The organism is Bradyrhizobium sp. CSA207 (assembly GCF_029051685.1).
In the GTDB taxonomy this organism is placed as follows: Bacteria; Pseudomonadota; Alphaproteobacteria; order Rhizobiales; family Xanthobacteraceae; genus Bradyrhizobium.
Genome location: NZ_JAACFT010000006.1, coordinates 232,394 through 245,313, shown reverse-complemented (window position 1 = coordinate 245,313; position 12,920 = coordinate 232,394). Strand labels below are relative to the sequence as shown.

Here is a 12,920-nt window from a genome sequence, read left to right as displayed (position 1 = left end):
TCCGGCCGTATAGGGGGCCATGCGGTTTCTGACGACTTTCCAGATTGCTGATTTTCTCGACACGCTGGTCAGCCTGTTCACGGCCTTCGTGCTGGGCACGCTGATCGGCGCCGAGCGGCAATACCGGCAGCGCACCGCGGGCCTGCGCACCAACGTGCTCGTTGCGGTCGGAGCCGCCGCCTTCGTCGATCTCGCCATGCATCTGACCGGCGCGGACGGCGCGGTGCGGGTGATCTCCTACGTCGTCTCCGGCATCGGCTTCCTCGGCGCCGGCGTCATCATGAAGCAGGGCATGGACGTGCGCGGGCTCAACACCGCGGCGACGCTGTGGGCGTCGGCCGCGGTCGGCTCCTGCGCCGGCGCCGACATGATTGCGCAGGCCGCTGCGCTGACCGTGTTCGTCATCGCCGGCAACACCATGCTGCGTCCGCTGGTCAACGCCATCAACCGGATCCCGCTGAACGAGAAGGCGTCGGAGGCGACGTACTATTTCAAGCTCGCGGTTGCGGCAGATGCTCTGCCCGACATGCGCGACCGGCTCGTCGACAAGCTCGAGGGTGCTAAATATCCGGTGGCCGATATCGACGTGGTCGAGACCGGGGATGACCTGATCGAGATCGTCGCAAAGCTGGTCGCGACCGCGGTCGATCCGAACGAGCTGAATGCGGTGACGACCGATCTGCAACACCTGCCCGGCGTCCGCCACGCCACCTGGGAAGTCAGCACTTCCGACTGAGCGCGGCGTTTTGGCGCGCCGACGTGCGGTTCCGATTTGCCCAGCACGGAACCGCTGTCGCGCCAATTCGTTGATCCCGCGGACAAAAGCGGTGATCGATATGACCGGCAAAGACCACAAGGGCACACTGACACGAGACCTGCTGATCGCCTGCTCGCTGTTTGTGGCTGGCGTCGTGGTGTCGGGCCTGTCGTTGGTGCAGATCCGTGCCGAGAGCCGGATGCAGACGGCGCAGGCGACGGGGCCGCTCCAGGGCACGCCCTCCGACGATCAGAGCAAGCCGCCCGCGGAATCCAAGCCGGGCGGCGAACGGCCGACTACGCCGGCGCCCGAACCCGCGCGCCCCGAACCGCAGACCCAAGGCGCAGCGGGCGCGGCTAAACCAGCATTACCGCCGGCACCTGCCGAGAAGATCGCACCGCCAATCAAGGAGAAGTAACGACCTGGTCGTTGCAGCGTCATGGCCGGGCTTGTCCCGGCCATCCACGTTCTTGGAGCTGCACGAAGCAAGTTCGTGGATGCCCGGGACAAGCCCGGCCATGACGATCAGCCCCTCACCGCACCAGAATATTCCGGAACTGCCAGGGATCGCTGGTGTCGATATCCTCCGGAAACAGTCCCGGACGATCCGTCAGCGGCGTCCAGTCGGTGTAGTAGCCCTTTACCGGGCCGAGATACGGCAACTGGATTTCCAGCAGACGGTCGAAATCCATCTCGTCGGCTTCGACGATGCCTTCGTTGGGGTTTTCCAGCGCCCACACCATGCCGCCGAGCACAGCAGAGGTCACTTGCAGGCCGGTGGCGTTCTGATAGGGCGCGAGCATGCGGGTCTCTTCGATGGAGAGCTGCGAGCCGTACCAGTAGGCATTGTTGTCATGGCCGAACAGCAGCACGCCGAGTTCGTCGATGCCATCGACGATCTCGTTCTCGTCGAGAATGTGGTGTTTTTCCTGCATCTTCGCGGCGCGGCCGAACATTTCATGCAGCGACAGCACGGCATCGTCAGCCGGATGATAGGCATAGTGGCAGGTCGGCCGGTAGACCGCCGTGCCCGATGCGTCGCGCACCGTGAAATAATCGGCGATCGAGATCGACTCGTTGTGGGTGACGAGGAAGCCATATTGCGCGCCGCGAGTCGGGCACCAGGTGCGCACGCGCGTGTTGGCGCCGGGCTGCATCAGATAGATGGCGGCGCCGCAGCCAGCTTCGTGGGTCCGCGCGTTTTCAGGCATCCATTTTTCGTGGGTGCCCCAACCGAGTTCGGACGGCTGCACGCCTTCCGACAGGAAACCTTCCACCGACCAAGTGTTGACGAAGACGTCCGGCTCTTTCGGCGACTTGGAGCGCTGGGTGTCGCGTTCGGCGATGTGGATGCCCTTGATACCAGCCTGCCGCATCAAGTCCGCCCATTCGGCTCTGGTCTTCGGCTTAGGGGCATTGAGCTTAAGATCAGCGGCGACATTGAGTAGCGCCTGCTTGACGAAAAAGGAGACCATGCCGGGATTGGCGCCGCAGCAGGAGACGGCCGTGGTCGAACCCGCGGGGCGCGCCTTCTTGGCGGCCAGCGTCGCTTCGCGCAGGGCGTAGTTGGAGCGCGCTTCCGGGCCCTTCGAAGCATCGAAATAGAAACCGAGCCAGGGCTCGTTGACGGTGTCGATATAGAGAGCACCGAGTTCGTTGCAGAGCTCCATGAAATCGGTAGAGCCGGTATCGACCGAGAGATTGACGCAAAAGCCCTGGCCGCCGCCTTCGGTGAGCAGCGGGGTCAGCAAATCGCGATAATTGTCGTTGGTCAGGCCCTTCTGGATGAATCTTACATTGTGCTTCTCGCAATGTGCCTTGCGGCCCTCGTCCTTGGGGTCGATCACGGTGATGCGCGACTTGTCGTAATCGAGATGCCGCTCGATCAGCGGCAACGTGCCTTTGCCGATGGAGCCGAAGCCGACCATGACGATCGGGCCGGTAATCTTCGCGTAGATCTGCGAGGCGGGGCTCATAGGATGGTTTCTCCGGAAAGTGCGGGCAGACAAATGGTGAGGGGTGGATCAGGCGCTGCGGCGCTTGGCGGTCACTTCGATCTCGACTTTCATCTCGGGCTTGTAGAGCGCCGAAACGACGACGAGGGTTGCTGCCGGCCGGATGTCGCCCAGGACTTCGCCGCAGACCGCGAAATGGGCGTCCGCATCCTTGACGTCGGTGAGGTAGTAGTTCGCGCGAACGATGTCGGCCATCTCGAATCCGCCCTCCTTCAGGGCGGCTTCAATGGTCTTGAAGCAGTTGCGTGACTGGCTGGTGACATCAGCCGGCATCGTCATCGTGGTGTAGTCGTAGCCGGTGGTCCCCGCGACGAAGGCGAACTCGCCCTCGATCACGGCGCGGCTGTAACCGGCGGTCTTCTCGAACGGGGAGCCGGTGGAAATCAGGCGACGGGGCATGGGCTCGGACCTCGATTGAGGGGGATGTTTCGCGGGTTAAAGGGCGTTTCTCGGGCTCGCGCAACCCCAAAGGAACGGGCGTCGGAGTAGGCGCGTGCAGGCACCGCCGCGCGACGCGGCTTGGGTCGTCGCCATGATGGCAATCCCTTAGGCCGCGTGCGCGTGCAGGGCGCGCGACGCCCGCCGTTTGGGCAACGCCGCGCCGCTCGGGATAATCATCCCGGAGACGCCGTCGAGGGCGCCTTCGGTGAGTTCCAGCGCGAGCAGGCGGTCGCGCTGGAACGGGCCGGGCAGCGAGAGCTCGCCGGTCTTGGCGGCCGAGAAACCAAAGCGGGCGTAGTAGGGGGCATCGCCGAGCAGGATCACGGCGGCATGCCCGCGCGCCCGGGCGGCGGCCAGCGCTTGTTGCATCAGCGCGGCGCCGATCCCGAGCTCGCGGCAGGCAGGATCGACCGCCAGCGGTCCGAGGACCAAAGCGGGCCTGCCTCCGGCGCTGACGTGCCACAGACGCACGGTTCCCACGAGCTGTCCCTCGTGCACGGCGGCAAGCGCGAGGCCGGCGGCGGGTGCACGTCCGTCGCGCAGGCGCTGGCAGGTGCGGCCATGGCGGTTCTCGCCAAAGCAGGTATCCAGCAGCGCTTCACGCGTCGCGACGTCGGCAGCACGCTCGGCGCGGATCGCGAACGGAGCGGCTTTCGAGGTGAGGGCGATCTGTGGCTTCCGAAGAGCAGTCATGGCGCGTCAGTCCCCGCTTGAATCGACGTGCGCGCAGCACGCCGGTCCAAGGCGTCGTCAGAATCGAAATGTCAGGGAAGGAGCCGGCAAGCCGGCTCCGGGGTTCGTCAGGCCTCGAACGGGAGGCGGATCAGATGTGATACGTCTTCAGCGGCGGGATGCCGTTGAACGCCACCGCCGCGTAAGTCGACGTATAGGCTCCGGTACCTTCGATCAGCAGCTTGTCGCCGATCTCGAGCGTGACAGGGAGCGGATACGGGTTCTTCTCGTACAGCACGTCGGCGCTATCGCAGGTCGGGCCAGCGAGGACGCAGGGCGTCATGTCCGCCCCGTCATGCGGGGTGCGGATGGCGTAACGGATCGACTCGTCCATGGTCTCGGCGAGACCGCCGAACTTGCCGATGTCCAGATAGACCCAGCGCACCTCGTCCTCGTCGCTCTTCTTCGAGATCAGCACGACTTCGGATTCGATGATGCCGGCGTTGCCCACCATGCCGCGGCCGGGCTCGATGATGGTCTCCGGAATCTGGTTGCCGAAGTGCTTGCGCAGGGCGCGGAAGATCGACCGGCCGTAGGTGACCACCGGCGGCACGTCCTTCAGGTACTTGGTCGGGAAGCCGCCGCCCATGTTGACCATGGTCAGGTTGATGCCGCGCTCGGCGCAGTCGCGGAACACCTGCGAGGCCATCGCCAGCGCACGGTCCCACGCCTTCACCTTGCGCTGCTGCGAGCCGACATGGAAGGAGATGCCGCACGGCTCCAGGCCCAGGCGCTTGGCAACGTCGAGCACCTCGACCGCCATTTCCGGGTCGCAGCCGAACTTGCGCGACAGCGGCCACTCGGCGCCGGCGCAGTCATAGAGAATGCGGCAGAACACCTTCGCGCCGGGCGCGGCACGGGCGACCTTCTCGACCTCGGCGGCGCAATCGACCGCGAACAGGCGAATGCCGAGCGCGAAGGCGCGCGCGATGTCGCGCTCCTTCTTGATCGTGTTCCCAAAGGAGATGCGGTCGGGCGTAGCTCCAGCGGCCAGCGCCATCTCGATCTCGGCGACCGTGGCGGTGTCGAAGCAGGAGCCCATGGAGGCGAGCAGAGCCAGCACTTCCGGCGCCGGGTTCGCCTTGACGGCATAGAACACGCGGCTGTCGGGCAGCGCCTTGGCAAAGGTCTGGTAATTGTCGCGCACGACTTCGAGGTCGACGACGAGACAGGGCTCGGTGTCCCGGCCCTCGCTGCGGCGGTTGCGCAGGAATTCCTGAATACGTTCGGTCATAGCACTCTCCCAAACGGCCCAGCGACGGGGATCCGTTCAAAAAATGACGTCGGATAAGAGCGCTCCGGCCAGATCGCGCGATGGAGGCGCGACGAAGCCAAAGACTCAAACCAGACTGTGCTGCCGTGGATTGGTTGGGAATGCTCCCGCCCGCTCACCTGGCAATGAAGGACAAGCCTTTTCAGTAGCCCGCGCCGGCGTTGGAATGCCGGTAGAGACCAAAAAAGCCCGATCCGTCGTTGCTTTAAGTCGCGTCCCCCGTTGAGAGCGGGGTGCGCCGGTTCGCCTCCGGCTGCCAGTCACGGTTGCAAAGAGTAAAGTCACCTTCGACAAGGCATCTCTTGAGAGAGATGCTGGACGCTTCGGGTTCGCTTCATCTTCCGACTTTTCAGTCTTCCGATTTCGGCGCTTCCGAAGAGCCCCTCGGCTTCTTCACCCCTTGGCGGCTGTCCGGCCTCTTGTCCGGATACCTACCGACTGACACACGACCACAGGCACGTGCGAAATTGGGCAAGTCCGCACATAAGCGTTTTGACTCTGCTTCGCAAGAATTTTTTTAGGCTGCGAACCGAATTGCCTAACATCTGCTTGCGCTGTGTCGCGCAGGCGACGCCGAACATGAACAGGCGTTAAGTTTTTCCGTGCAGCGCGCGTCTCGCGCGCGTGCGCGCTTCAGCCGCGCTTCGTGAACGGCTCGACGCGCTGAGCTCCACGGACGAACGCGGTCATGACGAGGACGCCGAGTGCGAACAGCGCGGCCTGGAGGATATGCGCGCCTTGATCGCCGAGCCCGAACAGGATCGCGAGCGCCCAGCCGCCGGCAAAGGCCGCGCCGAACACTTCGGCGCCGATCAGGATGGCGGCGCTGATGACGGTGATGACGCTCGGCCAGACGATCTGACGGGAGGACGAGGAAGGCGCGTTCATGGGTTCAAGGTCCGTGGCTTCGAGGGCCGCAATCTCCCCGAAAAGCCCGCCGGGAGCAAGGCCAAATGGCCCAAAAAAGCCCCATCGCGTGCTATAGCTGGCCCCGACAAATCGGCTCAGAAATCGGGACTTGTGATGTCAGAACTCCGCCAGACTACGGACTCCGAGACCAACCCGCTGCTGAAGGCCTGGGTGACGCCGTTTGCGACCCCGCCGTTCGACGAGATCAAGCCGGAGCACTTCCTGCCGGCCTTCGAGCAGGCCTTCGCCGACCATTCCGCCGAGATCGCGGCGATCACCAACGATCCGGCGGTGCCGGACTTCGCCAACACCATCACGGCACTGGAGCGCTCCGGCAAGCTGTTGAACAAGGTCACCGCGGTCTTCTACGACCTCGTCTCGGCGCATTCCAATCCGGCCATCCTGGAGATCGACAAGGAGGTCTCGTTGCGGATGGCGCGGCACTGGAATCCGATCACGATGAATGCCGTGCTGTTTGGCCGCATCGCCCAGCTGCACGAGAACCGCGCCAATCTCGCTCTCACGCCGGAGGAAATCCGGCTGCTGGAACGGACCTACACCCGCTTCCACCGCTCCGGCGCCGGCCTTTCCGATGAGGCCAAGACGCGCATGGCCGAGATCAACGAACAGCTCGCCCAGCTCGGCACCGGCTTCAGCCATCATCTGCTCGGCGACGAGCAGGAATGGTTCATGGAGCTCGGCGAGGGCGACCGGCAGGGCCTTTCCGAGAGCTTCGTCGCCGCCGCCAAGGCCGCGGCAGAAGAGCGCGGCATGGCCGGCAAGGCCATCGTTACGCTGTCGCGTTCCTCGGTCGAGCCGTTCCTGAAGAGCGCAGGCCGGCGCGACCTGCGCGAGAAGATCTACAAGGCCTTCGTCGCGCGCGGCGACAATGGCAATGCCAACGACAACAACACGATCATCGTCGAGATCCTGAAGCTGCGCGAGGAGAGCGCCAGGCTGTTGGGCTATCCGACCTTCGCCGCCTACCGGCTCGAGGATTCCATGGCCAAGACGCCGGAGGCGGTGCGCGGCCTGCTGGAACGGGTCTGGAAACCCGCCCGCGCCCGGGCGCTGGCCGACCGCGACGAGATGCAGACGCTGATCACGCAAGAGGGCGGCAATTTCAAGCTCGCGCCTTGGGATTGGCGCTTCTACGCCGAAAAGCTCCGCCTCCAGCGCGCCAATTTCGACGACGCCGCGATCAAGCCCTATCTCGCGCTCGATCATATGATCGCGGCTGCCTTCGACTGCGCCACGCGCCTGTTCGGCATCACCTTCGAAGAGCGCAAGGATGTCCCGGTCTGGCATCCGGACGTCCGGGTCTGGGAGGTGAAGGGCCGGGACGGCAAGCACAAGGCGCTGTTCTACGGCGACTACTTCGCCCGGTCGTCAAAGCGCTCCGGCGCCTGGATGACCTCGCTGCGCGACCAGCAGAAGCTCGACGGCGAGATCGCACCGCTGATCCTCAACATCTGCAATTTCGCCAAGGGCGCCGACGGCCAGCCTTCGCTGTTGTCGCCCGACGACGCCCGGACCCTGTTCCACGAGTTCGGCCACGGCTTGCATGGCATGCTCTCCAACGTGACTTACCCGTCACTGTCGGGCACCTCCGTCTTCACCGACTTCGTCGAGCTGCCGTCCCAGCTCTACGAGCATTGGCAGGAGCGGCCCGAGGTGCTCCAGCAGTTTGCCCGCCACTATCAGACCGGCGAGCCGCTGCCCGACGACCTGCTGCAACGGTTCCTTGCCGCGCGAAAGTTCAACCAGGGCTTTGCCACCGTCGAGTTCGTCTCCTCGGCCCTGATCGACCTCGAATTCCACACCCAGCCGGCTTCGGCCGCGCAGGACGTGCGTGCCTTCGAGAAGAAGGAGCTGGAGAAGATCGGCATGCCCGAGGAGATTTCGCTGCGCCACCGGCCCACGCAATTCGGCCACATCTTCACCGGCGATCATTATGCCGCGGGCTATTACAGCTACATGTGGTCGGAAGTGATGGACGCCGACGCCTTCGGCGCGTTCGAGGAGGCCGGCGACATCTTCGATCCCACCGTGGCCAAGCGTCTGCACGACGACATCTATTCCTCGGGCGGATCGGTCGATCCGGAGGCCGCCTATGAGGCGTTCCGCGGCCGCCCGCCGGAGCCCGACGCGCTGCTCCGCCGTCGCGGCCTGCTCGACGACGCAAAGGCGGCCTGATGGGCATGCGCGCCCCGTTCGGATTGCTGCTCGCCGCCGGCCTCACGCTCGCAGGCAGCGCGGCGCGGGCGCATCCGCATGTCTGGATCACCGCGAGCAGCGAATTGCTCTACGCAGCCGACGGCACGATCACCGGCGTTCGCCACGCCTGGACCTTCGATGACATGTTCTCGGCCTATGCGGTGCAGGGGCTCGAGGGCAAGACCAAGGGGGCCTACACGCGCGAAGAGCTCGGGCCACTGGCGCAGACCAATGTCGAGTCGCTGAAGGAATATGCCTACTTCACCTTCGCGCGAGCCGACGGCAAGAAGGAGCGATTCCAGGAGCCGGTCGACTATTTCCTCGACTACAAGGATACGGTGCTGACCCTGCACTTCACGCTGCCGTTGAAGAATCCGGTCAAGCCCAGGCAATTGATGCTCGAAGTGTTCGACCGCTCCTTCTTCATCGACTTCCAGATGGCCAAGGACAATCCGGTCAAGCTGGTCGGTGCGCCCGCCGGTTGCCAGATGAAGCTGGAGCGCCCGAGCGACGGCACGGCGAGCGCGCAGAAGCTCAACGAGCAGACCTTCATGAGCGGCGAGAACGCCAATTTCGGCATGATGTTCGCCAACAAGATCACGGTGGATTGCCCTTGAAGCGGCATCTCTCTCCTCTCGGGCGCGGGCTGATCGCCTGCGCTGCGGTTCTCCTCGTCGCTGGCGTGGCCGATGCGGCGCTCCACAATGTCCTCGCGCAAAATCCGTTCGGCGCGCCCCGGTCGGCGGCTGAGCCCGAAGTCGGTGGCGTCATCGGCTGGCTATTGGCAAAACAGTCGGAATTCTATCGGCAGATGTCCGCGACCATCCGCGCTGCCAAGACCGACGGCTCGGCGGTGTGGACGCTGCTCTTTATCTCGTTCGCCTACGGCATCTTCCACGCTGCAGGCCCCGGTCACGGCAAGGCAGTGATCGCTTCCTATCTCGTCGCCAACCGCGAGACCGCGCGGCGCGGCATCGTACTGTCGTTCGCGTCCGCATTGATGCAGTCGCTGGTCGCGATCCTCATCGTCGGTATCTCGGCCTGGGTGCTGAATGCGACCGCCAAGACGATGTGCAAGGCGGAAGGCGCCATCGAGATCGCGAGCTACGCCCTGATCGCGCTGTTCGGCCTGCGTCTGGTCTGGGTCAAGGGCGGCACCTTGATCCGTGCGCTCCAGGCCGCCCAGCCCGTGCCGGCGATCGCGGGCGTGCCGCATCATCACGATGACGGCCATCACCACCATGATGCGCATGATCATCATGACCACGATCACGGTCACGTCCATGCCCAGCATGGGCATGACCACGTCCACGACGAGCATTGCGGCCATTCCCATGGTCCCGCGCCGAGTGAGCTCGCCGGGCCCGGCGGCTGGCGGCGCGGATTCGCCGCGATCCTGACCGTCGGCATCCGCCCATGTTCGGGCGCGATCCTGGTGCTGGTGTTCGCGCTGGCGCAGGGGCTGTTCTGGGCCGGCATCGCCGCGACCCTGTTGATGGGGCTCGGTACCGCAATCACGGTTGCAGCCATCGCGGTCGTTGCCGTTTTCGCCAAGGACGTCGCCGGCCGCCTGAGCGCCGGGCGCGACGGCGGCGGCGCGCTGTTCATGCGCGGCATCGAATTCGGCGCCGCCGGCCTCGTGCTGCTGTTCGGCGCGGGCCTGCTGTTCGGCTATATCGCGGCCGAACGAACGACGTGTTTTTGAGCTCTTCCCTCTCCCCTTGCGGGAGAGGGTCGCTTCGCAAAGCGAAGCGGGGTGAGGGGTTCTCTCCGCGAATTCCTCTTTATCAATGAGCTCGCGGATCTAACCCCTCATCCGGCGCTTCGCGCCACCTTCTCCCACAAGGGGAGAAGGTAAGAAGGTCACACCGGCAAAAACCGCTTCAACATCGGCATGAAGAAGATCCCAAGATTGATGGCAAAGCCGATGCTCCAGAGGATGGAGCGCAGTGTCGGGCGGTTGCCGAGATAGGTCAGCACATAGGCGATCCGCACGATCAAGAACAGCACCGCGAGCTCGTCGATCAGGCGCTGCGGCGAGTCTCGGAATTCGGCGAGCAGCACGGCGAAGGCGAAGAATGGGAAGGTCTCGATGCCGTTCTGGTGCGCGCCGAGCGCGCGCTGCGCGATGGCGTCCTCATAGAAGGCGGGATCGCGCGGCCGCGAATTGTCGAAGGCGCGAAACCTGATCCATTTGATCGAGGCGATCGTTAAGAGATAGAGCAGCAGCGCTCCGAAAACGCACCATTCCGCAAGCGTCATGGTTCCTCCCCCTGTGCACCGACCCTAGCGAAACCGGCCCAAACTTGACAAGTTCGGAGCAACGCGCGACGCAACTTACCATGACGACCATTGTCCCCATCGCGACCGCGAAGCCAGCGGTGCAACCCGGGCTGCCGCGGGTCGGCGTGCTCCTGGTCAATCTCGGTACGCCCGATACGGCCGATGCCCCCGGGGTGCGCGTCTATTTGAAGGAATTCCTCTCCGATCCCCGCGTCATCGAGGACCAGGGCCTGATCTGGAAGCTCGTGCTGAACGGGATCATCCTGCGCAGCCGCCCCCGGACCAAGGCGCTCGACTACCTGAAGATCTGGAACACCGAGAGAAACGAGTCGCCGCTGAAGACCATCACGCGGTCGCAGGGCGACAAGCTTGCAGCCGCGCTATCGGACCGCAGCCACGTCGTCGTGGACTGGGCGATGCGCTATGGCAATCCCTCGATCCAGTCGGGCATCGAAGCACTGATCGCCAAGGGTTGCGAACGCATCCTCGCCGTGCCGCTCTATCCGCAATATTCGGCCCCGACCTCGGCCACCGTCTGCGACGAAGTGTTCCGTGTGCTCTCCCGCCTGCGCGCGCAGCCGACGTTGCGGGTGACGCCGCCGTATTACGAGGACGAGGCTTATATCGAGGCGCTTGCGACCTCGATCGAGGCGCATCTCGCCACGCTGCCGTTCAAGCCGGAGCTGATCGTCGCCTCGTTCCACGGCATGCCGAAATCCTATGTCGACAAGGGCGATCCCTACCAGGGCCAATGCGTCGCCACCACCGAGGCGCTGCGCCGCCGGCTCGGCATGGACGCGACAAAGCTGCTGCTGACGTTCCAGTCACGCTTCGGCAATGACGAGTGGCTCCAGCCCTACACCGACAAGACGATGGAGCGGCTCGCCAGGGAAGGCGTGCGCCGCATTGCCGTGGTGACGCCGGGCTTCTCCGCCGACTGCCTGGAGACGCTGGAGGAGATCGCGCAGGAGAATGCCGAGATCTTCAAGCATAATGGTGGCGAGCAGTTTTCCGCGATCCCCTGCCTCAATGATAGCGAACCCGGCATGGATGTGATCCGCGCCCTGGTGCTGCGTGAGCTTCAGGGCTGGATCTGATGGGCGCCGGATGAATCGCCGCGACGTCTTGGGGCTTCTTGGGACGCTTGCCACGCTGCCGTCGTCGGCACTGGCGCAGTCGGCCGCGACGCGCCGGCTCGGCGTGCTCTCAGTCACGGCGGACGATGATGCGGTCGGGCAGACCCGCAGCGCCATCCTGGTCGAGGCGCTCGCCGCGCACGGCTGGAAGGAGCACGGCAACCTCGAGATCGACTGGCGCAGCGGTGGCGGCGACCGGGCGCGCATCGCGCGGCTCGCCGATGAATTGGTCGCGCTCAAGCCCGACATCCTGCTCGCAGTCGGCACGCCGTCTGTGGAAGAGCTGCGCCAGCGCACCGCGACGACGCCGATCGTGTTCGCCGTCGTCACCGATCCCGTCAGCCAGGGGTTTGTCCAGAACCTTGCCCATCCCGGCGGCAATATCACCGGCTTCACCGATTATGACGGCCCGCTGGCCGGCAAATGGCTGGAAATGCTGGCGCAGGTTACGCCGCCTGCCGCCCGTGTCTTCGTCGTCTACAATCCCGCCACCGCCCCGTTCGCCGGCCTGATGCTGCGCACGGTCGAGGACGCCGCTCAGAAGCTCGATGTGACCGTCGAGCCCGCGCCGGTGCATGACGCCGCATCGATCGCCGCGCTGGCATCGCGGAAGGACGGCGGCTTCTTGATCCTGCCGGACTTCTTCACCATGGCCAATCGCGCGCCCCTGCTGGCCGCGATCGCGCAAGCGCGCGTGCCCGCGGTGTACTGGAGCCGCACCTTCGTCGACGAGGGCGGGCTGATGTCCTACAGCACCGACAGCGTCGAGCAGCTCCGCCGCGCCGCCTCCTATATCGATCGCATCCTGAAGGGCGCGCAAGCGGCCGATCTTCCGGTCCAGAACCCCACCAAATTCGAGCTCGCGATCAACCTGAGGGCGGCCAAGGCGCTTGGCCTCACCATTGCCCCCGGCCTGCTCGCACTCGCGAACGACGTCATCGAATAGGCTTGTCGGCGACGCGGTAGGCTAGAAACGCTAATGCTGGCCGCCTAGGTCCGCGCCTGCACGCTTTCAAGAGCGCCTTGCAAATACTTAATCGTGGCCGTTCCCTCACGGTACGTGTTGTGCAGAATTGCGCCGGTGCCGACGTGAGTCGCGACCGCTAACCCCTCGCTGAACCGTTGGGGTCGTGATCCCGACCAATGACAGCGCGGGA

At 64.8% G+C, this 12,920-nt stretch carries 13 protein-coding genes; 7 read left to right on the top strand and 6 right to left on the bottom strand.

The window, feature by feature from the left end; translation table 11 throughout:
- Positions 1 to 19: 19 nt before the first annotated feature.
- Both GWG65_RS09005 and GWG65_RS09000 read left to right on the top strand, forming a co-directional pair.
- A complete protein-coding gene (locus GWG65_RS09005) occupies positions 20 to 736 on the top strand; it encodes an MgtC/SapB family protein (protein ID WP_275195067.1) in 717 nt (238 codons plus the stop codon).
- A gap of 100 nt (positions 737 to 836) precedes the next feature.
- A complete protein-coding gene (locus GWG65_RS09000) occupies positions 837 to 1,175 on the top strand; it encodes a hypothetical protein (RefSeq protein WP_275195066.1) in 339 nt (112 codons plus the stop codon).
- A 115-nt stretch (positions 1,176 to 1,290) separates the two neighbouring features.
- Here GWG65_RS09000 and GWG65_RS08995 read toward each other — a convergent pair whose 3' ends face one another.
- The 5 genes from GWG65_RS08995 to GWG65_RS08975 all read right to left on the bottom strand — a co-directional run bounded on the left by GWG65_RS08995 (position 1,291) and on the right by GWG65_RS08975 (position 6,106).
- On the bottom strand, positions 1,291 to 2,733 hold the full coding sequence (locus GWG65_RS08995) for a homospermidine synthase (RefSeq protein ID WP_275195064.1): 1,443 nt from the start codon (positions 2,731 to 2,733) through the stop codon (positions 1,291 to 1,293).
- 48 nt (positions 2,734 to 2,781) lie between these two features.
- Positions 2,782 to 3,171: a RidA family protein gene (locus tag GWG65_RS08990; protein ID WP_275195063.1), complete on the bottom strand. Its 390-nt coding sequence runs from the start codon at positions 3,169 to 3,171 to the stop codon at positions 2,782 to 2,784.
- 147 nt (positions 3,172 to 3,318) lie between these two features.
- Positions 3,319 to 3,906 (bottom strand): N-acetyltransferase, encoded by a 588-nt coding sequence (locus tag GWG65_RS08985; RefSeq protein ID WP_275195062.1) that lies wholly within the window; start codon positions 3,904 to 3,906, stop codon positions 3,319 to 3,321.
- A 130-nt stretch (positions 3,907 to 4,036) separates the two neighbouring features.
- Positions 4,037 to 5,179 (bottom strand): type III PLP-dependent enzyme, encoded by a 1,143-nt coding sequence (locus GWG65_RS08980; protein ID WP_275195060.1) that lies wholly within the window; start codon positions 5,177 to 5,179, stop codon positions 4,037 to 4,039.
- Positions 5,180 to 5,851: 672 nt separating this feature from the next.
- Entirely contained in the window at positions 5,852 to 6,106 is a 255-nt protein-coding gene (locus GWG65_RS08975; RefSeq protein ID WP_275195059.1) for a hypothetical protein, read from the bottom strand.
- A 135-nt stretch (positions 6,107 to 6,241) separates the two neighbouring features.
- Between GWG65_RS08975 and GWG65_RS08970 the strand changes: the two genes are divergently transcribed.
- The 3 genes from GWG65_RS08970 to GWG65_RS08960 are packed head-to-tail and all read left to right on the top strand — an operon-like array spanning position 6,242 to position 10,049.
- Positions 6,242 to 8,323, top strand: a complete 2,082-nt coding sequence (locus GWG65_RS08970) for a M3 family metallopeptidase (protein WP_275195058.1) — start codon at positions 6,242 to 6,244, stop codon at positions 8,321 to 8,323.
- Positions 8,323 to 8,961, top strand: coding sequence for a DUF1007 family protein (locus GWG65_RS08965; protein WP_275195056.1), 639 nt, complete (start codon positions 8,323 to 8,325; stop codon positions 8,959 to 8,961). Before GWG65_RS08970 ends, GWG65_RS08965 begins: the two co-directional genes overlap by 1 nt.
- Positions 8,958 to 10,049 carry a nickel/cobalt transporter gene (locus GWG65_RS08960; RefSeq protein WP_275195054.1) on the top strand — a complete coding sequence of 364 codons (1,092 nt, stop codon included), beginning with the start codon at positions 8,958 to 8,960 and terminating at the stop codon, positions 10,047 to 10,049. The genes GWG65_RS08965 and GWG65_RS08960 overlap by 4 nt, the downstream gene beginning before the upstream one ends.
- A 158-nt stretch (positions 10,050 to 10,207) precedes the next feature.
- Here the strand turns inward: GWG65_RS08960 and GWG65_RS08955 are convergent, their stop codons facing one another.
- Positions 10,208 to 10,606, bottom strand: coding sequence for an MAPEG family protein (locus GWG65_RS08955; protein ID WP_275195053.1), 399 nt, complete (start codon positions 10,604 to 10,606; stop codon positions 10,208 to 10,210).
- 80 nt (positions 10,607 to 10,686) lie between these two features.
- Between GWG65_RS08955 and hemH the strand changes: the two genes are divergently transcribed.
- Together hemH and GWG65_RS08945 are read left to right on the top strand one after the other, a co-directional pair.
- Positions 10,687 to 11,724 carry a ferrochelatase gene (gene hemH / locus GWG65_RS08950; protein ID WP_275195052.1) on the top strand — a complete coding sequence of 346 codons (1,038 nt, stop codon included), beginning with the start codon at positions 10,687 to 10,689 and terminating at the stop codon, positions 11,722 to 11,724.
- Positions 11,725 to 11,734: 10 nt separating this feature from the next.
- On the top strand, positions 11,735 to 12,709 hold the full coding sequence (locus tag GWG65_RS08945; protein WP_275195050.1) for an ABC transporter substrate-binding protein: 975 nt from the start codon (positions 11,735 to 11,737) through the stop codon (positions 12,707 to 12,709).
- Positions 12,710 to 12,920: the final 211 nt, after the last annotated feature.

Bases quoted from the DNA above. Each gene is read 5' to 3' on its own strand.
- GWG65_RS09005 (WP_275195067.1), top strand. From the start codon at position 20: ATGCGGTTTCTGACGACTTTCCAGATTGCTGATTTTCTCGACACGCTG.
- GWG65_RS09000 (WP_275195066.1), top strand. From the start codon at position 837: ATGACCGGCAAAGACCACAAGGGCACACTGACACGAGACCTGCTGATC.
- GWG65_RS08995 (WP_275195064.1), bottom strand. From the start codon at position 2,733: ATGAGCCCCGCCTCGCAGATCTACGCGAAGATTACCGGCCCGATCGTC.
- GWG65_RS08990 (WP_275195063.1), bottom strand. From the start codon at position 3,171: ATGCCCCGTCGCCTGATTTCCACCGGCTCCCCGTTCGAGAAGACCGCC.
- GWG65_RS08985 (WP_275195062.1), bottom strand. From the start codon at position 3,906: ATGACTGCTCTTCGGAAGCCACAGATCGCCCTCACCTCGAAAGCCGCT.
- GWG65_RS08980 (WP_275195060.1), bottom strand. From the start codon at position 5,179: ATGACCGAACGTATTCAGGAATTCCTGCGCAACCGCCGCAGCGAGGGC.
- GWG65_RS08975 (WP_275195059.1), bottom strand. From the start codon at position 6,106: ATGAACGCGCCTTCCTCGTCCTCCCGTCAGATCGTCTGGCCGAGCGTC.
- GWG65_RS08970 (WP_275195058.1), top strand. From the start codon at position 6,242: ATGTCAGAACTCCGCCAGACTACGGACTCCGAGACCAACCCGCTGCTG.
- GWG65_RS08965 (WP_275195056.1), top strand. From the start codon at position 8,323: ATGGGCATGCGCGCCCCGTTCGGATTGCTGCTCGCCGCCGGCCTCACG.
- GWG65_RS08955 (WP_275195053.1), bottom strand. From the start codon at position 10,606: ATGACGCTTGCGGAATGGTGCGTTTTCGGAGCGCTGCTGCTCTATCTC.
- hemH (WP_275195052.1), top strand. From the start codon at position 10,687: ATGACGACCATTGTCCCCATCGCGACCGCGAAGCCAGCGGTGCAACCC.
- GWG65_RS08945 (WP_275195050.1), top strand. From the start codon at position 11,735: ATGAATCGCCGCGACGTCTTGGGGCTTCTTGGGACGCTTGCCACGCTG.